The organism is Yersinia sp. FDAARGOS_228 (assembly GCF_002073315.2).
In the GTDB taxonomy this organism is placed as follows: domain Bacteria; phylum Pseudomonadota; class Gammaproteobacteria; order Enterobacterales; family Enterobacteriaceae; genus Yersinia; species Yersinia intermedia.
The window spans coordinates 1,972,654-1,997,698 of the sequence record NZ_CP020409.2; the positions used below are offsets into that span (position 1 = coordinate 1,972,654).

The following is a 25,045-nucleotide window of genomic DNA, read 5'->3' on the forward strand; positions in this document are numbered from 1 at the left end:
GATTATGGAAATACTGCGTGGTTCGCCCGCTTTGTCGGCTTTTCGCATTACCAAACTGCTGTCCCGTTGCCTGGATGCTCACCTTTTAGTGAGTGATATCTACGCCGAATATGTTCACTTTGCCGATGTTAGCGCCCCGTTAAGTGCTGATGAACACGCCAGACTCCAACGGCTGCTTAAGTATGGACCCTCTCTCCCTGAACACGCACCGGAAGGGCGTTTGTTACTGGTTACGCCAAGGCCGGGGACCATTTCTCCGTGGTCTTCCAAAGCGACGGATATCGCGCACAACTGTGCGTTGCCACAGGTTCTGCGTCTGGAACGTGGTCTGGCCTTCTATATTCAAGGCCCAGAGCTGAATGAAAGCCAATGGCAACAATTGTCGGCGCTGCTGCATGACCGCATGATGGAAACGGTATTCACCGATTTGCAGCAAGCAGAGCAGTTATTCTCTCATCATCAACCCGCGCCAGTACAACGGGTGGATATCTTGGCGCAGGGCCGCAGTGCACTGGAGCAGGCCAATATTAAGTTGGGTCTGGCTCTTGCTCCTGATGAAATTGACTACTTGCTGGCTGCCTTTACCGGCCTGGGGCGCAACCCGACGGATATTGAGTTGTATATGTTTGCTCAGGCAAACTCTGAGCATTGCCGCCATAAAATCTTTAATGCAGATTGGATAATCGACGGTGTTTCTCAGCCTAAAACACTGTTTAAAATGATCAAAAATACCTTTGAACACACACCGGATTACGTGTTGTCAGCCTATAAAGACAATGCGGCGGTGATGGAAGGTTCTCAGGTCGGGCGCTTCTTTGCTGCACCTGATAATGGCGTTTATGGTTACCATCAGGAAGCTGCGCATATCCTGATGAAAGTAGAAACTCATAACCATCCGACGGCAATTTCACCTTGGCCGGGTGCCGCTACGGGATCAGGTGGCGAAATCCGTGATGAAGGTGCTACCGGGCGTGGCGCTAAACCTAAAGCCGGTTTGGTGGGGTTCTCTGTTTCTAACCTGCGTATTCCCGGATTTGAACAGCCGTGGGAAGAGAATTTCGGTAAGCCGGATCGCATTGTGACCGCACTGGATATCATGACCGAAGGCCCACTGGGCGGCGCGGCCTTTAACAACGAATTTGGTCGCCCGGCGCTGCTGGGCTACTTCCGTACTTATGAAGAGCGCGTCAATAGTCATAACGGCACTGAGTTACGTGGTTACCACAAGCCGATCATGTTGGCCGGTGGGATCGGTAATATTCGGGCCGACCATGTACAAAAAGGCGAGATAACAGTCGGTGCCAAGCTGGTGGTGCTCGGCGGTCCGTCAATGAATATCGGTCTGGGTGGCGGCGCGGCCTCTTCCATGGCCTCTGGCCAGTCAGATGCAGATCTGGATTTTGCTTCAGTACAACGTGATAACCCGGAAATGGAACGCCGCTGTCAGGAAGTGATTGACCGCTGCTGGCAGTTAGGTGATCACAATCCGATTTTATTTATTCATGACGTCGGTGCGGGTGGGCTGTCTAATGCCATGCCAGAACTGGTCAGCGACGGTGGTCGTGGTGGCCGTTTTGAACTGCGTGACATTCTTAATGATGAGCCGGGCATGAGCCCGCTGGAAGTGTGGTGTAACGAGTCTCAGGAACGTTATGTTCTGGCCGTTGCCCCTGCGCAGATGGCTCAGTTTGATGAAATTTGCCGTCGTGAACGTGCGCCCTATGCCGTCATTGGTGAAGCCACGGCAGAAAAACATCTGACACTGAATGACCGCCACTTCGATAATCAGCCAATTGACATGCCTTTGGATGTCTTGCTGGGTAAAACGCCGAAGATGCTGCGCGATGTCACCCGCCTTCAGGCGCAGGGTGATGCAGTGCAACGTGCTGAGATAAGCATCGCTGATGCGGTCAAACGGGTGATGCATTTACCGGCAGTGGCAGAGAAAACCTTCTTGATTACCATTGGTGACCGTAGTGTGACCGGTATGGTGACGCGTGATCAAATGGTTGGCCCGTGGCAGATTCCGGTGGCTGATTGTGCGGTCACCAGTGCCAGTCTGGACAGCTACTATGGTGAGGCGATGTCATTGGGCGAACGTGCGCCAGTGGCATTGCTGGACTTTGCCGCCTCTGCCCGTTTGGCGGTAGGCGAAGCACTGACCAATATCGCAGCCACTCAGATTGGTGAACTAAAACGCATTAAACTGTCAGCTAACTGGATGTCAGCAGCCGGTCATCCGGGTGAAGATGCCGGTTTGTATGACGCGGTGCGTGCGGTGGGCGAAGAGCTATGCCCTGCGCTGGAGATTACTATCCCGGTGGGCAAAGACTCTATGTCGATGAAAACCCGCTGGCAGGAAGGTGATGAGCAGCGCGAAATGACGTCGCCGCTCTCTCTGGTCATTACTGCCTTCGCCCGTGTTGAGGATGTTCGCCATACAGTGACACCACAGTTACGCACCGATAGAGGCGATAACGCGCTGTTACTGATTGATTTAGGTGCAGGCCACAATGCGCTGGGTGCAACCGCACTGACGCAAGTCTACCGTCAGTTAGGTGATAAACCTGCTGATGTGCGCGATGTACAGCAACTGGCGGGCTTCTTTAACGCGATGCAGTGCTTAGTAGCCTCTCAGGCTTTATTGGCCTACCACGATCGCTCTGACGGCGGCTTGCTGGTGACACTGGCTGAGATGGCCTTTGCCGGTCACTGTGGGATGCAAGTTGATATTCACACCTTGGGTGATGACGCGCTGGCGGCACTGTTTAATGAAGAACTGGGTGCGGTGATTCAGGTTCGTGCTGAACAACGTGCCGCAGTGGAAAAAGTGCTGGCAGATCACGGTCTGGCAAACTGTGTTCACTATCTGGGCCGTGCTGTTGCAGGTGATAGTTTCGATATTCTCAGTGGTACTGAGGTGGTATACCGCGAGAAACGCAGTACTCTGCGCTTGTGGTGGGCAGAAACCACCTGGCAAATGCAGCGCCTGCGCGATAACCCTGATTGTGCTGATCAAGAGCATCAGGCTAAACAGGTTGAGACTGATCCGGGCTTGAATGTCCAACTGACCTTTGATCCTGCAAAAGATATCGCTGCACCCTATATCATCAAGCAGGCTCGGCCAAAAGTGGCCGTATTGCGTGAGCAGGGTGTTAACTCCCACGTAGAAATGGCTGCCGCCTTCCATCGCGCCGGGTTTGATGCAATCGATGTACATATGAGTGACCTGCTGGCCGGCCGAACTGATTTGCAATCATTCCAGACCTTAGTGGCCTGTGGTGGTTTCTCTTACGGTGATGTGCTGGGCGCGGGTGAAGGTTGGGCGAAATCTATTCTGTTTAACAACCGGGTTCGTGATGAGTTTGAAGCCTTCTTCCATCGCCCAGAAACATTGGCATTGGGGGTCTGCAACGGTTGTCAGATGATGTCTAATCTGCGTGAACTTATTCCAGGGGCTGAACATTGGCCACGCTTTGTCCGCAACCTGTCTGATCGCTTTGAAGCGCGTTTCAGTTTGGTTGAAGTGGCCAATAGCCCATCGCTGTTTATGCAAGATATGGCCGGATCTCGCCTGCCTATTGCGGTTTCACACGGTGAAGGGCGGGTTGAAGTGCGTGATGCGGCACATCTGGCGCTGCTTGAGCAGAACAATCTGGTGGCTTTGCGCTTTGTGAATAATCAGGGGGAAGTGACTGAGGTTTATCCGGCTAACCCGAATGGCTCAGCTCACGGGATTACTGCGGTGACTAGCGCCAATGGGCGGGCAACAGTAATGATGCCGCACCCAGAGCGGGTCTTCCGCACGGTCAGTAACTCATGGCATCCAGAAGAGTGGGGCGAAGATAGCCCATGGATGCGTATGTTCCGTAATGCGCGTAAGCAATTGGGTTAAGTGAATCAGCCTTGATTGTGATAACAGGGGCATCAGTTGATGCCCCTTTTTTACGCATGCTGATAAGGGCTTAAGATATATTCATTTATCTTTAATAACTTGAGTCATACCCCGAGGTCTGATTCGCTAATGTCATATGAAAGGTTTTGCTAGAAATCTGGTGGTCAGTTGCCAATCCTGTAACAACTAATCGATAGTTCCCAGGCGGCAAGTTCACTAAAAACAAGGTCATATTCTTAGAGCGATTATCGATAAGTGTCGCTGTCTGTGTTTTCTCATCATCATATTGATCATAGAGATAGGTCGTAATTAGCAGGTGATCAAGAGTCGTTACCGTCATCGGTATCTCACCCGAACTGTTTTCGAGCCAATAATGTGTTTGCACGCCATGTACGGAAAAATTATCAGTGAGAATATGACTATTATTTATCAGTATGGGTTTTACCCGTAAATCTTCAAGGGTTATAGGTTGTGCCATTACAGATAAATTGATCAACATAATGTTGGCGAGAATCATAAGACTGATTTTCATATGAGTACCTTCCTAATGATAAGTTGTGCAACTCCACGGCAGATACCTGTGAATCACCTTATGGGCATAAACCATTACCAGTGTTTTCTTTTGCTGTACGTTGGCAATTTCTTGTCGGTACCTGAGTCAAGTAATCAACGTGACTCATTCTTGTGAGTTATTAAACATCATAATTTATAAAGTAATAATGATTTAAACAGCATGCTTCCAAAGGGAAGAATAACAGGCAGCCAGAGATACACGGATAATTAAATGCCATCATGACTTTTTAACTTGTTGATTCTAAATCACTTTATTATTTTGTCGGTAAATTGCGACAATAGCTCCATAACCTGTCTCAAATAGGAGACATATAAACATTTGATTTATATCATATTTATTTAATCAGGGGATTGCTGTCGTGAATAGACGACAAAACAGCGGCAATTGATGACAGCTGGCGGGTGACACCTCGGTGATAATCTTCTTAATTATTTTATTTTCTTTTTAAATCATTGGTTTAATATTTTTTTGATAAACTTGGCACGCAAGCTGCATTATTACTTACAGTTGCTCATTCAACTTATTATGATAGTCCCGCGATTAAGCGGAATATGCGCTTCATAAACCATCGAATGATGCCTAAGACTGGTACCTATCGTCCACCAAACCGATATCGTGTGAATTCACTTTATCAAACATCGGACGACACGTTGAGTGAGGTACCGCCTATGTCCTGCTGTGATGAATGGTTCATCAATTTTGGACATGTTTGGATGCTATTCGTCTCATCCTCCCGATGATTGCTTCGGCTTCATCAAACTGGAGACGATGTTTAAGGGCATCCACATATTCTGCGACGGGGCAATTTATTGCCCCGTTGTCACATCTATACCCGCCATACTTCACGAATTATTCAGGGTATATTACGGTCAAAGATAAGCTAAGCTCGCCGTTTTTACTGCAAATAACAATAAAAGCAGGTCTGATGATGATATCTGACGATATGGACAAGCAGCCTTAATTAAAAGCACTTAGCTCAAAGCCAGGTGCTTTTTTTTTATCTCAATCAAGAGACATTGTTCCTGGTACATACCCAATGAATTTCAAGTTGTGGGCAGGCGACAAACGAGATACAAATCGGTCGGGAACCGATTTGAACAGTATTTCTGCTAGCCCGCAGGGTGAGCCTCAAGGATGAGGCTCATTAATCCCAAGAGCTGACATCAGTCAGTGATTCGGGTTATTGAGTGCAATCAACACACCTGCAACTTAAAATATGACGGGTAATTGGGCCACAAGCATTGTAATCCTCACGCAGTCAGTTAGCATCACCACAGAATGATAGGTAATGAGATGATTTCGTTGAAAAGATGGCGTTTATTCCCCCGTTCTTTACGTCAATTGGTGCTCATGGCATTTCTGTTGGTGCTGTTACCTTTATTGGTGCTGGCATATCAGGCTTATCAAAGCCTTGACCACCTAAGCACGCAGGCGGCCGACATTAATCGTACTACGCTGGCAGATGCGCGGCGCAGTGAGGCGATGACCAGTGTGGCGCTCGAAATGGAGCGTAGCTATCGCCAGTACTGCGTATTAGGTGACGCAACACTGGCAAAGTTATATCAGCATCAGCGTAAACAGTACGCTCAAATGCTTGATACTCACGCCCCTATCCTGCCAGATGCCCGTTACTATCAGACCCTGAGCGGTTTACTGGCACAACTTTCTGATATTAAATGTAAAAACAGTGGCCCGGAACAAAGTGCGTCAACGCTGTTGGAGCAGTTCTCCCGCTCGAATGCTGAGATGGTACAGGCAACGCGCGATGTGATTTTCTCCCGTGGTCAGCAACTACAAAAAGATATTGCCGAACGTGGGCAATTCTTTGGTTGGCAATCCCTGTTGCTGTTTTTAGTCAGCGTACTGTTAGTGGTGTTATTCACTCGGATGATAATCGGGCCGGTTAAAGGCATTGAGCGGATGATTAATCGCTTGGGTGAAGGGCGGCCATTGGGTAATACTGCGCTGTTTAAAGGGCCACGCGAGTTACGATCACTGGCACAACGTATTATTTGGCTCAGCGAGCGCTTAGCGTGGTTAGAGTCACAACGCCACGAGTTTTTGCGCCATATCTCTCATGAATTGAAAACACCATTAGCCAGTATGCGCGAAGGGACTGAATTGTTAGCGGATGAGGTTGCCGGGCCGTTGACGCAAGATCAAAAAGAAGTTGTGGCTATCCTTGATAACAGTAGCCGCCATTTGCAATTATTGATTGAGCAATTATTAGACTATAACCGTAAACTGGCAGACGGCCCCGGTGAACATGAAAATGTTGAGCTGGCAGAAATGGTCGAGGATGTTATTTCAGCCCACAGTTTACCTGCAAGGGCCAAGGCTCTGCGCACCGAAACGGATCTTCAGGCGGACATTTGTTGGGCAGATCCGACACTATTAATGCGGGTATTGGATAATCTCTACTCCAATGCGGTGCACTATGGCGAGGAATCCGGTACCATTTGGATTCGCAGCCGTCGGGTGAATAACCGCGTACAAATTGATATTGCCAATACTGGGGCTCCGATCCCGCGTTCTGAAGAAACCATGATATTTGAGCCTTTTTATCAGGGAAGCCACCAGCGAAAAGGGGCTGTCAAAGGCAGTGGATTGGGGCTGAGTATTGCCCAGGACTGCATCAGACGTATGCAGGGCGACTTGCAACTGGTGGCCGTTGATTACGCTGCGGTCTGCTTTCGTGTTGAATTGCCACTAACCGCCGAGAATGAATGAATAATGTACAAAAGGTCTATGAGCAGCGTTATTAAAAAGACCGTCTTTTTATCATGTCCGACATCAACTGCGGCAGCGATGCCAGCGGCTAAATCTGCTATGGGTATTTTTTGGCGAGCTTTGTTGCTGGCTCCACTTTTGCTCACTGGATGTAGTGATAATCCAGCCAGTAGCCGTTTTTCACAAGCAGTACAGATGGTCATACCGGAAACGAAAATTGTTGATTATCGGACCTTATCTTGCGATGTGTTATGGGATCTTGATGATAAAGAGACGTTGGAGAACTCCCTTTACTGGCTACGGGCAATGGATTGTGCTGAACGCTTGGGTTCTACTCAAGCACGAGTATTAGCGAAGTCACTACCGGTAACGGCATGGCCTTCGGCCTTTAAGCAGGGCATTTTAGTTAGCAGTGCTGAGCCGACAATGGCGGAACGTCGCCAAGTGGTTGAGCGTTTAAACAATTATAGCCAAAGCGTCCCTGGGGCTGTGCGCCCATTGATTCAGCTATGGCGTGAGCAACAGGTGCTGCGCATCTCCCTGGCAGAAGAGCGCATTCGCTATCAGCGCTTACAAGACGAATCGGACGCCCAGATTGATCGCCTGCGGGAAAGCCAGACCCGGTTGCAATATAACTTGCTGGATACCACCCGTAAGTTAGAAAACCTGACTGATATCGAACGGCAGCTTTCAACACGCAAGCAGTTGCAGAATGAAATTCCAGATACTGATGCAGATAGCAAATCAGCCATCGTGCCGAAATCGGTAGAGGCTAAACCTCAGCCAAAAGTTGAGGCGACTAAACCAGTTGCAGCTAAGCCAGTAGAGGCTAAACCGGTTGAAGCTAAACCGGTTGAAACTAAGCCAGTTGAAGCTAAACCGGTTGAAGCCAAACCAGTTGAAACTAAACCAGTTGAAGCTAAGCCAGTTGAAGCTAAACCGGTTGAAGCCAAACCAGTTGAAGCCAAACCAGTTGAAGCTAAGCCAGTTGAAGCCAAACCAACAGCACCTCAAGCTGACACTAAACCGGCTCCGCAATCGGTAGAAAAACCGGCTGATACTTATACTCCGCCAGTGGTACCCCCAACGGATGTACCACCTGCCACCAATAAGGAATCTCATGACGCCACGCAAACCGGCCAATCTACTGCTGGTTGATGACGACCCCAGCTTACTTAAGTTACTGGGGATGCGTTTAACCAGCGAAGGGTTTAATGTCACTACGGCTGAAAGCGGCCAGGAAGCGTTGCGCCTGTTAATGCGTGAGAAGATAGATTTGGTTATCAGTGACTTGCGGATGGATGAAATGGACGGCATGGCGCTGTTTGTGGAAATTCAGAAGCATCAGCCAGGCATGCCAGTGATTATCCTGACCGCCCACGGCTCGATCCCTGATGCCGTGGCTGCCACCCAGCAAGGGGTGTTCAGTTTCCTGACCAAACCCGTTGATCGCGATGCTTTATATAAAGCCATTGATGCAGCTTTAGAGCTTTCTATTCCTGCCGGTGATGATACCTGGCGTGAAGAGATAGTGACCCGCAGCCCGGTTATGTTGCGCTTGCTAGAGCAGGCTAAAATGGTGGCGCAATCTGACGTTAGTGTGCTGATTATCGGGCAAAGTGGAACCGGTAAAGAGGTTCTGGCACAAGCTATTCATGCTGCCAGCCCTCGGGCGAAAAAAGCCTTTATTGCCATTAACTGTGGTGCATTGCCGGAACAGTTGTTGGAGTCTGAATTATTCGGCCATGCCAAAGGTGCGTTTACCGGTGCGGTCAGTAGCCGTGAAGGGCTATTTCAGGCCGCAGAAGGCGGCACGCTGTTTTTAGACGAAATTGGCGATATGCCACTGTCTTTACAGGTTAAATTACTGCGAGTGTTGCAAGAGCGCAAAGTGCGCCCACTGGGCAGCAACCGTGATTTAAGCATCGATGTGCGGGTCATCTCAGCCACCCACCGTGATTTGCCTAAAGCCATGGCAAAAAATGAATTCCGCGAAGATCTCTACTATCGTTTGAATGTGGTGAATCTGAAGATCCCGGCGCTGCATGAGCGCTCAGAAGATATCCCGCTACTGGCTAATCATCTGTTACGTGAATCAGCTAAGCGGCATAAGCCATTTGTCCGCAGTTTCTCAACCGATGCCATGAAGCGGTTAATGACCGCCAGTTGGCCGGGTAACGTGCGCCAGTTGGTCAACGTGATTGAACAATGTGTCGCACTCACCTCGGCTCCGGTCATTAGTGAGGCACTGGTTGAGCAGGCGCTGGAAGGGGAAAATACGGCATTGCCGACCTTTGTTGAAGCCCGTAATCAGTTCGAATTGAATTATTTGCGTAAGTTGCTACAAATCACTACAGGTAATGTGACCCAGGCTGCCCGGATGGCAGGGCGTAACCGTACCGAGTTTTACAAGTTGTTGTCGCGCCATGAGCTGGATGCCAATGATTTTAAAGAATAATTATTGTGAGTTAGTGGTAATAATTATTCCCTGATAAAGCTGAAATAGAGTTTAAACACAAATGAGCAGATCACTTTCCATTGCGTTAGCCCAGTTGAATTGGCTGGTTGGCGATATTGAAGGCAACACGGAACGTATGTTGCAAACCTTAAATGAGCAGCAGAAGGCGGGTGCTTCACTGGTTATGTTCTCCGAGCTGGCTTTGTCCGGTTATCCGCCAGAAGATCTGCTGTATCGTGATGATTTCTATCAACGTTGTGAAGCACAACTGGATCGTTTGCAGGCGGCAACACAGCAGACGGCGGTGCTGGTGGGGCACCCGTGGCGTGAAGAGGGCAACTTGTATAACGCATTGTCCCTGTTTGCGGAAGGCAAATTGCTGGGGCGCTATTTCAAACAGCAATTGCCTAACTACGGCGTGTTCGACGAGAAACGTTACTTCTCCGCAGGCCATGAAAGCTGTGTCGTGGAACTTAATGGCTACCGGTTGGGGCTGCTTATTTGTGAAGATTTATGGTTCGATGGCCCGGTAGATGCCGCTAAAGCTGCCGGTGCAGAAGTGATATTGTCGATCAATGCTTCGCCATATAACCGTGAAAAACCGTATATTCGTAAAACTTTGATGGCAGGCCACTGCCAGCGCACTGGGTTGCCACTGGTTTATCTCAACCAGATTGGCGGGCAGGATGAGCTGATTTTTGACGGTTGTTCCAAAGTGTTCGATGCGGCGGGTAATATGACGCATCGTTTAGCGGCCTTTGCGGAACAGACCACCATGTTGCAATTGAATGAGTGCAATGTGGTACCCATGACGGCCCCTGCCGCAGAGTTACCGCCATTAGCACAAGTGTATGAAGCGCTGGTGTTGGCGGTGCGTGATTATGTGACAAAAAATGGGTTTAATGGCGCAGTGCTGGGCTTGTCCGGGGGGATTGACTCGGCGCTGACCTTGGCGATTGCAGTTGATGCGTTGGGCAAAGATAAAGTTCAGGCATTGATGATGCCGTTCCGCTACACCGCCGATATCAGTATTGCCGATGCTAAAGAAGAAGCTGAAATTCTCGGTATTGAATTTGATGTGCTGTCCATCGAGCCGATGTTTGATGCCTTTATGAGCCAACTGGCACCGATGTTTGCCGGTACTGGCCGCGATACGACAGAAGAAAATCTACAGGCACGCTGCCGTGGTGTCGTGTTAATGGCTTTGTCTAACAAACGCCGCAGTATTGTATTAACTACCGGTAACAAAAGTGAAATGGCGGTAGGCTATGCCACGCTGTACGGTGATATGGCCGGTGGTTTTGATGTGCTGAAAGATGTGCCAAAGACCCTGGTATTTAAACTGTCGGAATACCGTAATACCGTCTCTTATGTGATTCCGCAGCGGGTGATTACTCGCCCACCGTCTGCCGAGCTGGCTCCTGATCAGAAAGATGAGGACAGTCTGCCACCTTATGATATTTTGGACGCTATTCTCGAAGGGTACGTCGAGCAGGATAAGTCGGTGGCTGATTTGGTCGCAGACGGTTTTGATGAAGCTATCGTGCGTAAGGTCATCCGCCTGGTAGATATCAATGAATATAAGCGGCGTCAGTCGGCTGTCGGGCCACGTATTACCGCCCGCAATTTTGGTAAAGATAGACGCTATCCGATTACATCAGGCTTTGGCCGCAAGAATTGGTAAAACAGGGATTCACCATGAAAAAAATTGACGCGATTATTAAGCCATTCAAACTGGATGATGTCCGTGAGGCACTGGCTGAAGTCGGTATCACCGGGATGACAGTGACAGAAGTAAAAGGTTTTGGCCGCCAGAAAGGGCACACCGAACTGTACCGTGGCGCTGAGTATATGGTGGATTTCCTACCAAAAGTAAAAATAGAAATTGTGGTTGCTGACGATATTGTCGATACCTGCGTTGAAGCGATTATGCAAACCGCCCAGACCGGCAAAATCGGCGATGGCAAAATATTTGTATTTGATGTCTCACGCGTGGTGCGTATCCGTACCGGTGAGCAAGACGAAGAAGCGATTTAAATTTGGCGACTGCACCGATGGGCACTCCGGCGGTGTACACTGCTACGACCCATTCGGTACATTTCCCCACCTATTGACGTGATAATAAGCCCGTTTCCACCAGCGGGCTTTTTTTACCCCTAAATTCGACGTACTTGGTGTTGCAGGTAGGCCGCAAGCGACCCCCCTGCAACGTCAAGTACCAAGGATTTATGCTGGAACAAATAACCCCAGCCAATAGAATAGATTCAGCACGATACCGGCAAGAATCACCGCCACCACTGGTGCGGCAATCTTCATCACCGGGCGACCAATGGCTTCATTCAGGAAATATAAGGCGGTGGTGATGGTGAAACCGGTATAACCCGCCATTTTGATCGATGCAAAAATTGCCCCGATTAACAGCGCGTATTCCATCAGCAAGTTCATGGCGTTACGGATATTATCAGACGCATTGCGTACTGATGGGAAGCGGCCTAACCATTTTCCGATTGAACGCAGCATCAGCACTTCCAGTGATATCACCACCGCGCCTATTATCCCCGCCAGCAAGGGGTTGGGGACCAGATAACCGACCACAAACACAAAAGTGAAACCAGCAACGGCATAAACACCGGTCGCCAGCGCCGTGGTGGCAATCAGCGGCACAAATCCGAGGCCACGCATAAACTCAGCCAGCGACGCCTGATGGATTAATGCCAATGACTCTTCCGGCGTGATGCCCGGTGCGTAAGCTTTTGCCAGTGTATAAATGGACACTTCGCTACCACCAAAAATCTTCATACTGGCGACGGCTGAAATTAATCCACCCACCACCGCCAGCATCGGTAAGTTCTTAATAATTCGCTGGGTTCGCTCTTCAAATACAGAGTGCCCGCCACCACCCCCCAAGTGGTTTTTTGCCCGTAAGTCTTGAGCAATAGCAATGCCGATAAGCAGGATCATACCGACAAAAATTTCAATTGATTCAGGGAACAACCCGGTGAAGCGGATAATAAGTAGCCGGGTTAGCAGCACGATAAAGGCGGAAATAACCGCAGTTTTCCAGCCAAACTGATAGAAAATAGCCACCAATGGGAACAGGGCGAAGGCTGAGATCACCGGGCTACTCAACTCCCCCAGAGAGCCGATAAAATTCACTGGCAATGAGGTGAGCGCAGTATTAACCGCCGGTAAGCTGGTAAGGGCCAAAATACCCCACGCGGCCCCCAGTGCGAATGCCAGATAGCTATTGATTGCCAGCACACCAATGATGTCAGTCGGCAAAAACAGTAACCAGGAGTTAAGTAAGCCGGTCGAAAGGGTAAATGAGATACCGACTGAGGCGATAAAACCCACACTCAGACCGAAAGCGATACTACCCGCTTCACGGCGGCTCATATTACCTTCAACCAACTGTGGCAAAATAGGGCGGATGCCATCATGGAACACGGCAACGGAACGGTGAGAAAGCAGCGCGGTCATCCCTGTTAGTAGAGCAACCACAACTATATGAATATAATCCACGGTGGTCTCCCCTTAGCGCAACTGTGTAATAAGCAGTGGGATTGCATGTTCAATATGTTCGACGGATAAGCCAAATGCCACTTTGCCATCGGTCACCAACTTCGCTATTTGCTCAGGTTTAGCTTTGATGCCAGGTTTGGCGATAGTGGCGCTTTTGTTATAACCGATAATCGCGATAGCCATCGACAATGCTGCTCCGGCTCCGGTGTTACAGGCTCCGATATAATAGTCCAACTGGCCTTCTTTCACTTTGATAGCCGCATCCATGTCCGAGAGAATAAATGTCTCAAAGGTATTCGGTGCCGTCTGCTCGATCATTTCGCGTATTAACTCTCGTTGCAGCCCGGCAATGCCAATCTTCTTCATAATCACTTTCCTTGCGTGGCGAAAAATTTATTAGGATTGTGGCGCAACATCATTTCCACCTGAGCGTGGGAAATCCCTGCGGCCAGTAACATGGGAACAAACGAATCAACTAAATAACTAAACCCGCTGCCGCCATTCGCTTTTAAATGTGAACGGCGGGTGATATCCATCGATAGCATGACTCTATCCAGCAACCCGCGTTCAGCCAACGTCAGTAACATCGCGACCCGACGTTGGTCCGGGAAATAACTATTTTTACCGATGGTATCGAATTGGACATATACGCCCCTATCGATCATTTGCACAATAAGATCAGGCTGTTCTTTCAGGTCACAATGGCCGATGACCACTCTATCAAGTGGTACACCATGTTGTTTGAGTAGATCAATTTGCTGCAACCCCATGGTACTGAAACTGGTATGGGTTGAGATGGCCAGGCCAGTTGCATGGTGAGTCAGTGCTGCGGCATGAAAGACTTTTGCTTCATCAGGGGTAATCACCCCCTCACTGGTGCCTATCTCAGCAATGATGCCCGCTTTCAGTGCGGTGCCATCAATACCTGTCTCGATCTCATCAATCATGGTTTGTGCCAATTGCTGTGCGGTACTTGTACGCACCTTCGGCGGGTAGAAACTGTCGGTGTAGTAACCGGTTGATGCGATGATATTTATGCCACTGTCATGCATCAGATTCAATAAAAACTGAGGGTTACGACCCATGTAACGGTTGGTCACTTCGACGATGTTTACCACCCCTTTACTCACCAGTTCACGCATTTCGTCACAAATTGGCTGATATTGATCCAAGCGGCAGTCCAGATTATTTTTGAAGCCAGACAAGTCAATGTGGAGATGTTCGTGTGCGTAGGTGTATCCATTGGGATTGATCATCGAGTAGGCTCCGACGAAGGGCGGTATAGGGGCCAAAGTTCACCCGGATATCGACAGTCTTTTATTGCAGGATGATTGATTTCATTAATATCGCTTACGATAATGACACTACTATATCGGCAGTTTTATTAATCAGTACAGCAACAATATGGTTTATTAACCCTATTATTCAATAAGAGTATCACGAGAACATATTACCAGGGCTAAAGCGTTGGCTTCTTGTTTTACCTGAGCTGATTACCCAGACTGTCGTAACAGCCCAGTAGACGGGGCTTGCCACTCTGAATTCCATCAATCAATACTACGTCGCTGCGGGTAACAAATATCTGCGTGCGGAAACTCATGATGGTCGGGCTGCCAATGGGGAATTTACCCGCCAAACGCAGACAGTAATCGATACTGCTATCTTCCATCGGTGATACTACGCTTTGAGTGAAGCGGTTGCCATGCCAGACCAATGCGTTTTGCAAATGACCACGGCGATAATAACCTCCGCCAAAAAAATAGCTGCTATCAGCGACATGATGCGAAATCTCCGACAGATAAAGCATGGAAATCTGTTCAGGTTGGTTACCATGCTGATTGGCGGGAATGGTGCCGGTGAGTGCATGCCCAGGTTCACTGTGTGTCACGCCTAGCTGGGCTAATTGGGGTAGGGTAGTGCAACTGGTGGCCGAAGGGGCGTTGATTTGCTCAAGGCTAATGCCTTGCGTCAGTAGGATATCGCGGGCGGCCAGTAAAGTGTGCATATTGGCCGTCGGTAAGGTCTGCCGTGATAGGGGATCATACAACATACAAGGGAAGTGTGTTATTCCGACCAGGCGCACCGCTGGCATTTCATTGATCGCAGCAATGGTTGCGGGTAAATTCTCTAATGCGAAACCGGCTTCCTGCCCGGCATACAGCAAATCACCGGGTTGAAATACTTTCAGCATCAGCGGTTGGATATGATGTTGGTGGTGGGCGGCTTGAGAGACCTCCCGTGCCTTCTCCAATGAGAAAACGGTAATCACTTCTGGCCGCTGGCGCACTATCGACGCTACCATTGCTGAGGGCGGCTGCACTAAATGACCCACATGGGCGACAGGAATAGCATGGCGGTATAACTGCCGCGCCTCTTTAAAATCGACCGCGACCATTCCCTGAAAACCGCATGCCAGCAGGCGGCGGCATAGTTCAGGATTACGCCCGAACTGCTTACTCATCAGATACAGTTTTATCTGGTATCGATTGGCCGTTGCAACCAGTAAACGGGCATTAGCTTCAGTTTGTTCCACGTCAATAACATAACTATCTGGATAGATTTCCCCCTGTTGCCAGTAGGAGATAGCGGCATCGATTAATTTGGTATTTTGTTTTAAAAGGGTTTTTAAAAACATTTGATGTCCTAACTCCCTGAGGCAGAATTATTTTGTTTAATTATTATTATTTTGAATATTTACTAAAAAAAGACTCTGATATTAGTTGTTCAACAACGCATCCCGCTAAGCGCTGTTTCAGCGCAATGGGGGCATATCACTAGAAATGTATAGACCGTAAAGGTTAGCGAGTAAATATCCTATTTCGTTTTCTGCCGGTTTTAGTGAAAAATAGGCCAATAAATCCTGATTGATTTCACGGATATAGTGAATCTCTTCACTTTGGGTAATTTCCGCTAATATCGCCGGATCCAAAGCATGGATCTCTTCGCCCCGGCGGGTACGCATTAATGCATTCGCCATATGCGTAATGGCCATAATGCCCTGCTCACCCCTGGCGGGTAACTGCCAAAAATTTTCTAACCGGTTGATAACTTGATCTAAACCTTGACCAATATCAGTATCGATAACCCCTGATTGACACAGAATATTAAGACGCGCATCAATACAATTTGCCAAAGAGTAGGCCTCCTGAAAACGGCTTAGCTTGCAGCCAGGTAAGTAATATTAATAGCGAGGTTCTATCTCGCCCTTCTGTACTGCCCGCTGATGGTGCAGCAACAATGCTTCATTAATGCCTTTTTCCAGTAATAATTTAATCGGATGGTTATCTGGCCTGGTTAGGATCACCGCCTGAGATGCCTGAATATAACGCTCATCGCCTTGTAATTTTATCGCCTGCAAATGTTCATGAGGAATATCTTCAGCCAGGTTCCAAATAGCTGCATCAATATCACCACGGCTAATATGTGCGATACAGTCGCTATAAGGTAATTCAACCCGTTCAATGGGTTGACCAGAAAATTTAATGTCAGTCAGTAAACATTGGTCGGGCGAGCGCGGGTCCAATCCTACCCGCCGGATTTTGTGCTGTTCACCAGGGCGGCAAATAAGCTGGTGGCCATCCACGTAAGAGCCGTTTCCCAGATTTAATGCCAGTGATACTTTCCCTTCGTTCAGATAACTTTTCGCTGCCAGATGCGACACAACGGCCATATCGTAAACACCGTCTATTAGGCATTCGATACGCACTTCGGCCCCCCGCATATGGGCAAAATAGAGCGGGAGTAGGGTAAATTGTTCTCTTAAACCGCTGGCCAGCCCTTCATAAAGCTTGGTATAAGGCAGCGGCATGGCACATACCATGTTACCCAAATCAGCTTGTTGCAGTAGCTGCGACATATTGAGGTCAATAAGCAAAGTACCATTACGACCTCGACGCTCAACGACGATAGCCCCATCAGCTTCCAAAACTTTTAATGCGTGCTGAACTACACCGACGGAGATACCAAAATCTTCTGATAATTCATCAATGGTTTTAAGCCGATTACCAGAGCGCTCACCAATTAAATAGCGCGCTATTGATACCAATGCCAACCCTTCCTTTTTTATGAATTTCTTACTCATGGTAGGTCAATTCAGCCTTATTTCACCCGATAGTTAATGATGTTAGCGGGTAATAAATAGTAAGAGGGTAATTTTAGCCATACGGATAATTTTCAGTTGTATAGATATTGACACACTTGTCCAATGTATCATCGTGGCAATAATGAGTCAGGATATATGTGATACACATCACATTGCGCCAAATTTAAACGTAATAATTAGAGGTGTTTTTTGAACGGAAATGCAGGAGAGGCGCGGCAGCCTCTCCATGAGAAACTCAATAATTATATGACTTTATGTGGGCCGAAACATTCATAATGAATATGTGCAGGTGCGATCCCTTGCGCCAATAACTGTCGGCCAGCAAATTGCATAAATGCCAGCGGGCCACAGAAATAATAATGTCTATTGGGATCGGCTGCCAGCCACTGATGTGAACTGAGATCCATCAGCCCCTGGCTGTGGTAATCCTCACCGGCAATATCCTGAGCGGTGGGCGCGCGGTACCATACGTGGCGGCTAAGATTAGGCATATTCTGTGCAATAGCCGCGACTTCATTGGCAAATGCGTGTACTCGGCCATTTTCAGCAGCATGCAGCCAATGTATTGATGCAGCATGCTGCTTATCATGAAGGGTATTGAGCATACTCAACATTGGGGTTTGGCCTACACCAGCGGAAATCAGTGCAACAGGCGTTTCTGGTGAGATATCGAGAAAGAAATCGCCACGAGGAGGAGCGATACGCACACTATCCCCTTCGTGCAGTTGTTGGTGTAAATAGTTAGAAACGGTGCCTTGCTCTTCACGTTTCACCGCAATACGGTAAGTCTTACCGTTGGGTGCTGCTGTCAGGGAATATTGGCGGATTTCTTGATATTCAAGTTGCTCATCTTCAATATAAATCCCCAGATATTGCCCCGGTTTGAAATCCAGCACAGGGCCACCGTCTTGCGGCGCTAACACAAAGCTGCAAATCACCTCGCTCTGCATCTCTTTTTTGATGATGCGAAAACGGCGCAAGGTGCGCCAGCCACCGGTGCTGGCCTCCCCCTGTTGATAAATCTGACTTTCTCGCTGAATAAAAACATCCGCCAGCACACCATAGGCCTTACCCCAGGCATCTAACACTTCCTGGCCGGGGGAGAACATTTCATCCAGCGTACTGATGAGATGATGACCGACAATGGCATAGTGCTCTGGTTGAATATTCAGGCTGGTATGTTTTTGGGCAATACGCTCAACGGCGGGAAGTAGAGCCGCCAAATTATCGATATTGGCTGCATAGGCACAAATCGCATTAAACAGAGCCTCACGCTGATCACCATTAAACTGATTGCTCATATTGAAAATGTGCTTCAGCTCGGGGTTGTGCCCGAACATGCGATCATAAAAGTGTGCAGTGAGTTTGGGGCCAGTGGCGGCAAGTAGCGGGATGGTGGATTGAACGGTGGCGATGGTTTGGTTATCTAGCATGGTGTGCTCCTTATTCCCTTGGTACTTGGCGCCACAGCAGTGTTAGCCTGCTCTCGTTACTTAGCCCATCTACAGGCTTCGCCTTTACGAGCCCGTTGCTTGCGACCTTGCTGCAACGCGAATTACGTTGGGTATTATTGTGTGTAAATCAATACATGTATTTTAAATGCATCTTATAGATTGTGCCCTAATTTGTAAATGCAGATTCTACTTATAAGCGATTACTCTTACGGGTTAGTTCACAGAATGTGAAAAAATCACATGTTGAATATGAGGATAATTCCGTTGCATTGGATGAAGTCTGAACAGCTCAAAGCCTTACACCGTCTGGAGCCAATCGTTTGCGTAAAAACCTCTGTCAAGACCTATCTTACCGAGGGGAAAACAGTTTACACTGTGGGCTAGAACCCAAACGGGTAGCCCACTAGGTATAACTTGTTAGCTAAGTCAGGAGAGCCGGATGTTAAAGCGTGAAATGAACATTGCCGATTATGATGCAGATTTATGGCATGCAATGGAGCAAGAAGTGGTGCGCCAGGAAGAGCACATTGAACTGATTGCCTCTGAGAACTACACCAGCCCGCGCGTTATGCAGGCGCAAGGTTCTCAGTTGACGAATAAATATGCTGAAGGTTACCCAGGCAAGCGTTACTACGGTGGTTGTGAGTACGTTGACGTTGTTGAGCAATTGGCTATTGATCGTGCTAAAGCGCTGTTCGGTGCCGATTACGCCAACGTCCAGCCACATTCCGGTTCCCAGGCAAACGTCTCTGTTTACTCTGCATTGCTGCAACCCGGTGATACTGTATTGGGGATGAATCTGGCCCATGGCGGCCACCTGACCCACGGCTCACCGGTTAACTTCTCCGGTAAACTGTACAATATCGTGCCTTACGGTATCGATGAATCTGGTCAGATTGATTATGAAGATCTGGCGCGTCAGGCCGAAATTCATAAACCAAAAATGATCATCGGTGGCTTCTCTGCTTATTCCGGTATCGTTGATTGGGCAAAAATGCGTGAAATTGCTGACAGCATCGGCGCATGGTTCTTTGTGGATATGGCTCACGTAGCAGGTCTGGTTGCTGCAGGCGTTTATCCTAACCCAGTTCCACATGCACATGTCGTTACCACTACCACGCACAAAACCCTGGCTGGCCCACGCGGCGGCCTGATTTTGGCGAAAGGCGGTGATGAAGACCTGTACAAGAAACTGAACTCTTCTGTTTTCCCTGGCAACCAGGGTGGCCCATTGATGCATGTTATTGCTGGTAAAGCAGTAGCATTGAAAGAAGCCATGGAACCAGAGTTCAAAATTTACCAGCATCAGGTAGTTAAAAACGCCAAAGCGATGGTGTCAGTGTTCCAGGATCGCGGCTATAAAGTGGTTTCTGGCGGTACTGAGAACCACCTGTTCCTGTTGGATCTGGTGGATAAAGATATCACCGGTAAAGACGCCGATGCCGCCTTGGGCCGTGCAAATATTACCGTGAACAAAAACAGCGTACCTAACGATCCGAGAAGCCCGTTTGTGACTTCAGGCGTGCGTATCGGTAGCCCGGCAATTACCCGCCGTGGCTTCAAAGAAGCGGAATCTCGCGAACTGGCTGGCTGGATGTGTGATGTGTTGGATAACATCAATGATGAAGCAGTCATTGAGCGTGTGAAACAGAAAGTGCTGGCTATCTGCGCCCGCTTACCGGTTTACGCATAATATTGCTGGATCTATAGCTGTAATAAAAACCCGCGAATGCGGGTTTTTTTACATCTGATATTGATATCTGTGGCGTGAAGGTAACGATGCGATAGCGGCCGCGCAATTTGTGGCTATTTTGTAAAACATAATGTTTAAATGTGAGGATTATCTCAAACTCTATGTTTACCTAATGACAAAGTTGCCAGCAGGCGAGGCCTCTGTCACAGTGTCGGGCTGAGCCTGGAGGGATTCATGGTATTGCAATCAACACGTTGGCTGTCGCTCAGCTATTTCACTTATTTTTTTTCTTATGGCATTTTCCTGCCTTTTTGGGGCATCTGGTTACAAGGGGAAGGCATTCCACCTGAAACCATCGGTATCTTGTTGGGCGCAGGCTTAATCTCCCGTTTCCTCGGTAGTCTGATTATTGCCCCCGGCGTCAAAGATCCTTCCCATTTGGTTACAGCAATCCGAATTTTGGCACTACTGGCATTGGCCTTCGCCGTCGGTTTTTGGTTTGGTAACGGTTGGGCCTGGTTGATGGTAGTGATCGCGGGCTTTAACCTGTTTTTTGGCCCATTAGTGCCACTAACCGATGCGCTGGCGGCCACCTGGCAGAAACAGATAACCATGGATTACGGCAAGGTCCGGCTGTGGGGGTCACTGGCTTTTGTTATCGGTTCGGCATTGACCGGTAAATTGGTCTCTGTTTGGGGCCACACCGCTATTCTCTATAGCCTGACTTTCGGTATTGCCGCCATGCTACTGGGGGCGTTGTTAAAGCCCAGTATTATGCCGCAAGGCGAGGTTAAACACCGTAATGTTGCTGCTACCCAGTGGAGGGTATTGCTGTCGGAACCACAGGTCTGGCGCTTTTTACTCTGCGTGACCCTGTTACAAGGCGCACATGCTGGTTATTACAGCTTCAGCTCTATTTATTGGCAAGATGCGGGGTATTCGGCCGCCACCATTGGTTATTTATGGTCATTGGGCGTGGTCGCTGAAATCCTGGTGTTCGCATTTAGCAATGTGCTGTTTCGCCGCTGGACCGCCCGCAGCTTATTACTGCTTTCCGCGATAACTGGGATTATCCGCTGGAGCCTGATGGCATCGACCACCGACTTGCCGTGGCTAATTTTGATTCAGATTTTACATTGTGGCTCGTTTACTGTTTGCCACTTGGCGGCGATGCGTTTTATTGCCGCACGGCGTGGGCCGGATGTGATCCGTTTACAGTCAGTTTATTCTGCACTGGCGATGGGCGGTGGAATTGCGGTCATGACGGTGATATCCGGTTTCCTGTTTGAGCATTATCAGGGCGGGGTGTTCTGGGTGATGGCATTGATTGTGATCCCTGTGCTGTTTATCCGGCCTCAGGTTGTGCCCAATCAGTCTGCCAGTTAAGGCAATTCCAATACACTGCGTAACTGTTTGTTTTGTTGCTCAGTGAGCGGTAATTGTACCTGAATCAGCGGGGGCGTTGATTCAGGTTGCCTTACGGCATACGGTGTCAGCACCAAGGTGGTACCGGTCGGGGCACCTGATTGCAGATAAACGTCGTGGGGCAAATATTTAATATGTAGTGGCAGTAACGTTAGTTCACGTACTTGTTGTTCCACTTGCTCTTCCAATTCGGGGTTATTCCGCGTCAGCAGTAAAATCTGCTTTTCCTGTAATGCATTTTCCTGCATCAACCAGGCACCAAAGCTAATGGCAATCAGACCCACTTCATCAGCAGAAAATTGAATCTGATATTCCTGTTCGAAAGTAACCAGCGCCTGTCGCGTGGTTTGTAACAGTAGCGGGTATTTTCGGATAACGTCCTCTAGCAAGGAATTATCAATTCCGATATTGAAATAACAGCGCTCAATAGCGGGAGCAAGATGGGCGAAAAGCTGGCTGATCAGTGCTTCATTGCTACTGAGTGTCATACCAGAAAGTTGCTGAAAATGCGTGATCAATTGGTCAATAGCGTTGATTAGGCGGGTATCTTCTGCCGATTGAGTACTGTGATAACTGTGCGCTTTAATCATCGTCAACATCAGAATCAGCATATCCCGTTCAACTCTATTCAGCGAATGACCTAACAATGGATTAAATGAATCAAACAAACTGTCAGCCGCTGCCAGTGCGGGCTTGCATTCTAACCATTGCTGCTGGGTCAGTGATAACTCGGGCAACACCTGCTGCTGGTTTTCCCAAGCACAATAAGCCAGATACAGTTGTAAAAACTGACGATCTTTTTCATTTAACTGCCGACTGAGATGGGGTTCACATTGGCTAACTATCTGTGGCAGATGCTGTGATAACACCGTGTTATCCCATGACAATGCCTGATACAGGTGGGGAGCAAACTGATTTTCCACGAAATGTGGGCAATAGCGTAGCCCACGCCGTAACCAATGAATTAGGCACAGTCTTTTATCCAGGTGGCTGCCCTGAATCAGACAACTATTGTCGCTATCGGCATTGAGTTGCAAATGGTAGAAACGCTGGATTTCATTAGCAACCTCGGTTATATCTTGCCGAGTAGTCGCTAGCCCAACGCCATTGAATTGGCTGATAGCCTCCAGTTGTACTTTATGCGCAGGCATGAACAACATCAGCACCATATGACAGCGTCGCTGTTGACCGGATAGCGGTTGATCGGATAACTGGGGCACAGGGGTAGTGTCCAAGCTCATATAACCTTCCGTGATGGATGTGTTGTTATTTATCAGGCTTAAGCATAGCAAAAGAGATTCTATTCGGTTTGGTGGGGTAATGGGCTTTTATATCGACTTACAACTTGCATCACAGTTTTTCCCTTCGTGTTTGATGCTACAGGGCACCGGTGCTCCCATGATTTTGAGCATATCGTAGAATATCTAAGGATTGATTAATGTTTGATATGTTATATCATAACTATTTGTGGGTGATTAAGCGGCCGATAGCCTTGCTGTTGGCGGGTGGGATTTTTGTTTATAGCCAGTTGGCACAGGCTCATCCCCATAGTTTTATTGATATGGACGCCACTTTCGTCAGTGATAAACAGATGCTGGTGGGCATGAAAATGGTATGGACTATGGATGAAATCACGTCTGCTGATCTGTTATATGATGCGGAAAATGCTAAAAGTGACTCCGAAATCTGGAAAAAACTGGCTGCTGAAGTGATGGCCAATGTGCTGGGGCAGCACTATTTTACTGATATTTATCGCGACGGTAAGCCGGTGAAATATAAAAACTTACCAAGAGAGTATCAGTTGTCCCGCAAGGGGCATCAGGCAGTTTTAGAATTTGTGTTACCCCTGGCGGAACCGCAACCGTTGGCAGGTAAGCCGTTCATTATCTCCACTTATGACCCGACCTATTTTGTTGATATGACTTATGCCAGTAACAAGATGGTAAGGTTATCAACCGAAATGGAGCAACGTTGCCAGTTAACCTTATTTACCCCAAATCCCAATGCTTCGTTACAGGCGTATGCATTATCGTTGGATAAAAGTGATTCTCCGGGAGATGACATGGAACTAGGAAAACAATTTGCACAGCGGATCACCGTACAATGTCAGTAGGTATCACGGCAGTTTCACGGCCTCGGCACTGGCTGATAAATTTATGGCCACTATTGCTGTTTTTACTGGTCTTAGCCGGTGCAGCCCAGGTCGCATGGCTCTACTGGCCTGAGTTGCTGTTCAAAACAGTGGTTTGGCAGAAGAACATGCATCAGCAGATGGCCCAATTACTGCAACAGGTTAAAGCCAATCCCCATCAGACCGGTTTGACATTGATGATGTTTAGCCTGATTTATGGCGTATTGCATGCTATGGGGCCAGGGCATGGCAAAGTGGTGATTGTCACTTATCTGGCGACCCATCCGGCACAATTAAAAAGTAGCCTGAAGCTGACCTTTGCCGCCTCAATATTGCAAGGTGGTGTAGCAATCTTGCTGGTAACGTTACTGCTTGGTGTTTTACAGCTTTCATCACGGTATCTGCATCAAAGCAGCTTCTGGTTGGAGAAGGGCAGTTTTTTACTGGTTATCGCACTGGGGATTTTGCTGTGTTTGCGGGCATTAAAGCGTCTTTATCAGCAAATAAAAGCAGTGAAACCGCAAAAAATCAGTATCCAGCGTATACAACCTTTGCCTGCGAACCATATTCATAGTGACCATTGTGGCTGTGGGCATCGCCATCTCCCCAGCGCTCAAGAGTTGCAAGCTGGCAATGACTGGCGCACCCGTCTGGCGATTGTTCTGGCCATGGGGATGCGGCCCTGTTCTGGTGCGATTATGGTGTTGTTATTTGCCAAAGTGATCGGCGTCTACTGGTGGGGAATTTTGTCAGCGATAGCAATGGCAATTGGGACATCCCTGACCATTTCACTACTGGCGCTATTCGTTCATTATGCGCGGCGTTTGGCGGTGCATTTAAGCCGTAATCGTGCCCCTGCGGCCTGGGGAGCAATTGCGTGGTCTACGCTGGCATTAACCGGTGGGATTATTCTGCTGTTTGCCGGTGTGCTGCTCTATCTTTCCAGCCAGCCGGAGTTTATCGGCGGCATACGGCCCTTTGGCCGCTAAAGTTAACAATGAAAAAAGCCAGTCAGGATTAGCCGACTGGCTTTTTTATATGGCTGGAAACGTATATACCCT

The 25,045-nt window shown here is 48.4% G+C and carries 19 protein-coding genes; 10 read left to right on the forward strand and 9 right to left on the reverse strand.

Translation table 11 applies throughout. The features are described from left to right. The first annotated feature begins 4 nt into the window (after positions 1 to 4). A complete protein-coding gene (gene purL, locus A6J67_RS09105; protein ID WP_080608144.1) occupies positions 5 to 3,895 on the forward strand; it encodes a phosphoribosylformylglycinamidine synthase in 3,891 nt (1,296 codons plus the stop codon). 91 nt (positions 3,896 to 3,986) lie between these two features. On the opposite strand, the gene A6J67_RS09110 is transcribed toward purL, so the two are convergent. After that, entirely contained in the window at positions 3,987 to 4,427 is a 441-nt protein-coding gene (locus A6J67_RS09110) for a hypothetical protein (protein WP_050288391.1), read from the reverse strand. 1,335 nt (positions 4,428 to 5,762) lie between these two features. Between A6J67_RS09110 and A6J67_RS09115 the strand changes: the two genes are divergently transcribed. The 5 genes from A6J67_RS09115 (at position 5,763) to glnB (ending at position 11,694) form a co-directional block, all read left to right on the forward strand. Next, positions 5,763 to 7,199, forward strand: coding sequence for a sensor histidine kinase (locus tag A6J67_RS09115; protein ID WP_032907966.1), 1,437 nt, complete (start codon positions 5,763 to 5,765; stop codon positions 7,197 to 7,199). 78 nt (positions 7,200 to 7,277) lie between these two features. Next, positions 7,278 to 8,357: a two-component system QseEF-associated lipoprotein QseG gene (gene qseG, locus A6J67_RS09120; RefSeq protein WP_080608476.1), complete on the forward strand. Its 1,080-nt coding sequence runs from the start codon at positions 7,278 to 7,280 to the stop codon at positions 8,355 to 8,357. Beyond that, entirely contained in the window at positions 8,320 to 9,657 is a 1,338-nt protein-coding gene (glrR, locus tag A6J67_RS09125) for a two-component system response regulator GlrR (protein WP_032907964.1), read from the forward strand. The genes qseG and glrR overlap by 38 nt, the downstream gene beginning before the upstream one ends. 61 nt (positions 9,658 to 9,718) lie before the next feature. Continuing rightward, positions 9,719 to 11,341: an NAD+ synthase gene (locus A6J67_RS09130; RefSeq protein ID WP_005192759.1), complete on the forward strand. Its 1,623-nt coding sequence runs from the start codon at positions 9,719 to 9,721 to the stop codon at positions 11,339 to 11,341. Between the two features lie 14 nt (positions 11,342 to 11,355). Beyond that, the gene (glnB, locus tag A6J67_RS09135; RefSeq protein ID WP_002231018.1) at positions 11,356 to 11,694 is read left to right on the forward strand and encodes a nitrogen regulatory protein P-II; all 339 of its coding nucleotides are present in this window, start codon (positions 11,356 to 11,358) and stop codon (positions 11,692 to 11,694) included. 189 nt (positions 11,695 to 11,883) lie between these two features. On the opposite strand, the gene A6J67_RS09140 is transcribed toward glnB, so the two are convergent. From A6J67_RS09140 to hmpA, 7 genes are all read right to left on the reverse strand, one after another. Beyond that, positions 11,884 to 13,179 carry a YhfT family protein gene (locus A6J67_RS09140; RefSeq protein WP_074010342.1) on the reverse strand — a complete coding sequence of 432 codons (1,296 nt, stop codon included), beginning with the start codon at positions 13,177 to 13,179 and terminating at the stop codon, positions 11,884 to 11,886. A gap of 12 nt (positions 13,180 to 13,191) precedes the next feature. Next, positions 13,192 to 13,545: a DUF2620 domain-containing protein gene (locus A6J67_RS09145; RefSeq protein WP_005192751.1), complete on the reverse strand. Its 354-nt coding sequence runs from the start codon at positions 13,543 to 13,545 to the stop codon at positions 13,192 to 13,194. 2 nt (positions 13,546 to 13,547) lie between these two features. Next, entirely contained in the window at positions 13,548 to 14,435 is an 888-nt protein-coding gene (locus A6J67_RS09150) for a phosphotriesterase-related protein (protein WP_042568428.1), read from the reverse strand. Between the two features lie 224 nt (positions 14,436 to 14,659). Continuing rightward, positions 14,660 to 15,814: a YhfX family PLP-dependent enzyme gene (locus A6J67_RS09155; protein ID WP_050296785.1), complete on the reverse strand. Its 1,155-nt coding sequence runs from the start codon at positions 15,812 to 15,814 to the stop codon at positions 14,660 to 14,662. A 117-nt stretch (positions 15,815 to 15,931) separates the two neighbouring features. Continuing rightward, a complete protein-coding gene (locus A6J67_RS09160; protein WP_005192739.1) occupies positions 15,932 to 16,312 on the reverse strand; it encodes a PRD domain-containing protein in 381 nt (126 codons plus the stop codon). Between the two features lie 48 nt (positions 16,313 to 16,360). Further along, positions 16,361 to 17,260 (reverse strand): GntR family transcriptional regulator YhfZ, encoded by a 900-nt coding sequence (yhfZ, locus tag A6J67_RS09165; RefSeq protein ID WP_005192736.1) that lies wholly within the window; start codon positions 17,258 to 17,260, stop codon positions 16,361 to 16,363. Positions 17,261 to 17,523: 263 nt separating this feature from the next. Beyond that, a complete protein-coding gene (gene hmpA / locus A6J67_RS09170) occupies positions 17,524 to 18,714 on the reverse strand; it encodes an NO-inducible flavohemoprotein (RefSeq protein ID WP_050073491.1) in 1,191 nt (396 codons plus the stop codon). Positions 18,715 to 19,174: 460 nt separating this feature from the next. On the opposite strand from hmpA, the gene glyA reads away from it, so the two are divergent. Both glyA and A6J67_RS09180 read left to right on the forward strand, forming a co-directional pair. Further along, positions 19,175 to 20,428 (forward strand): serine hydroxymethyltransferase, encoded by a 1,254-nt coding sequence (gene glyA / locus A6J67_RS09175; RefSeq protein ID WP_042568425.1) that lies wholly within the window; start codon positions 19,175 to 19,177, stop codon positions 20,426 to 20,428. Positions 20,429 to 20,662: 234 nt separating this feature from the next. Continuing rightward, the gene (locus A6J67_RS09180; RefSeq protein WP_050073492.1) at positions 20,663 to 21,814 is read left to right on the forward strand and encodes a 3-phenylpropionate MFS transporter; all 1,152 of its coding nucleotides are present in this window, start codon (positions 20,663 to 20,665) and stop codon (positions 21,812 to 21,814) included. Here A6J67_RS09180 and csiE read toward each other — a convergent pair. Next, positions 21,811 to 23,094 (reverse strand): stationary phase inducible protein CsiE, encoded by a 1,284-nt coding sequence (gene csiE / locus A6J67_RS09185; RefSeq protein WP_032907961.1) that lies wholly within the window; start codon positions 23,092 to 23,094, stop codon positions 21,811 to 21,813. The genes A6J67_RS09180 and csiE overlap by 4 nt on opposite strands. A 197-nt stretch (positions 23,095 to 23,291) precedes the next feature. Here csiE and A6J67_RS09190 point away from each other — a divergent pair, with 197 nt between their 5' ends. Together A6J67_RS09190 and A6J67_RS09195 are read left to right on the forward strand one after the other, a co-directional pair. Next, the gene (locus A6J67_RS09190) at positions 23,292 to 23,966 is read left to right on the forward strand and encodes a DUF1007 family protein (RefSeq protein WP_050296784.1); all 675 of its coding nucleotides are present in this window, start codon (positions 23,292 to 23,294) and stop codon (positions 23,964 to 23,966) included. Next, positions 23,957 to 24,973, forward strand: a complete 1,017-nt coding sequence (locus A6J67_RS09195) for a nickel/cobalt transporter (RefSeq protein ID WP_032907959.1) — start codon at positions 23,957 to 23,959, stop codon at positions 24,971 to 24,973. The genes A6J67_RS09190 and A6J67_RS09195 overlap by 10 nt, the downstream gene beginning before the upstream one ends. Positions 24,974 to 25,045 lie beyond the last annotated feature (72 nt).

What these genes read in the sequence shown, in the direction of transcription:
- purL (WP_080608144.1), top strand. Translation starts at nt 5, where the DNA reads ATGGAAATACTGCGTGGTTCGCCCGCTTTGTCGGCTTTTCGCATTACC.
- A6J67_RS09110 (WP_050288391.1), bottom strand. Translation starts at nt 4,427, where the DNA reads ATGAAAATCAGTCTTATGATTCTCGCCAACATTATGTTGATCAATTTA.
- A6J67_RS09115 (WP_032907966.1), top strand. Translation starts at nt 5,763, where the DNA reads ATGATTTCGTTGAAAAGATGGCGTTTATTCCCCCGTTCTTTACGTCAA.
- qseG (WP_080608476.1), top strand. Translation starts at nt 7,278, where the DNA reads ATGCCAGCGGCTAAATCTGCTATGGGTATTTTTTGGCGAGCTTTGTTG.
- glrR (WP_032907964.1), top strand. Translation starts at nt 8,320, where the DNA reads ATGACGCCACGCAAACCGGCCAATCTACTGCTGGTTGATGACGACCCC.
- A6J67_RS09130 (WP_005192759.1), top strand. Translation starts at nt 9,719, where the DNA reads ATGAGCAGATCACTTTCCATTGCGTTAGCCCAGTTGAATTGGCTGGTT.
- glnB (WP_002231018.1), top strand. Translation starts at nt 11,356, where the DNA reads ATGAAAAAAATTGACGCGATTATTAAGCCATTCAAACTGGATGATGTC.
- A6J67_RS09145 (WP_005192751.1), bottom strand. Translation starts at nt 13,545, where the DNA reads ATGAAGAAGATTGGCATTGCCGGGCTGCAACGAGAGTTAATACGCGAA.
- A6J67_RS09150 (WP_042568428.1), bottom strand. Translation starts at nt 14,435, where the DNA reads ATGATCAATCCCAATGGATACACCTACGCACACGAACATCTCCACATT.
- A6J67_RS09155 (WP_050296785.1), bottom strand. Translation starts at nt 15,814, where the DNA reads ATGTTTTTAAAAACCCTTTTAAAACAAAATACCAAATTAATCGATGCC.
- yhfZ (WP_005192736.1), bottom strand. Translation starts at nt 17,260, where the DNA reads ATGAGTAAGAAATTCATAAAAAAGGAAGGGTTGGCATTGGTATCAATA.
- hmpA (WP_050073491.1), bottom strand. Translation starts at nt 18,714, where the DNA reads ATGCTAGATAACCAAACCATCGCCACCGTTCAATCCACCATCCCGCTA.
- glyA (WP_042568425.1), top strand. Translation starts at nt 19,175, where the DNA reads ATGTTAAAGCGTGAAATGAACATTGCCGATTATGATGCAGATTTATGG.
- A6J67_RS09180 (WP_050073492.1), top strand. Translation starts at nt 20,663, where the DNA reads ATGGTATTGCAATCAACACGTTGGCTGTCGCTCAGCTATTTCACTTAT.
- csiE (WP_032907961.1), bottom strand. Translation starts at nt 23,094, where the DNA reads ATGAGCTTGGACACTACCCCTGTGCCCCAGTTATCCGATCAACCGCTA.
- A6J67_RS09190 (WP_050296784.1), top strand. Translation starts at nt 23,292, where the DNA reads ATGTTTGATATGTTATATCATAACTATTTGTGGGTGATTAAGCGGCCG.
- A6J67_RS09195 (WP_032907959.1), top strand. Translation starts at nt 23,957, where the DNA reads ATGTCAGTAGGTATCACGGCAGTTTCACGGCCTCGGCACTGGCTGATA.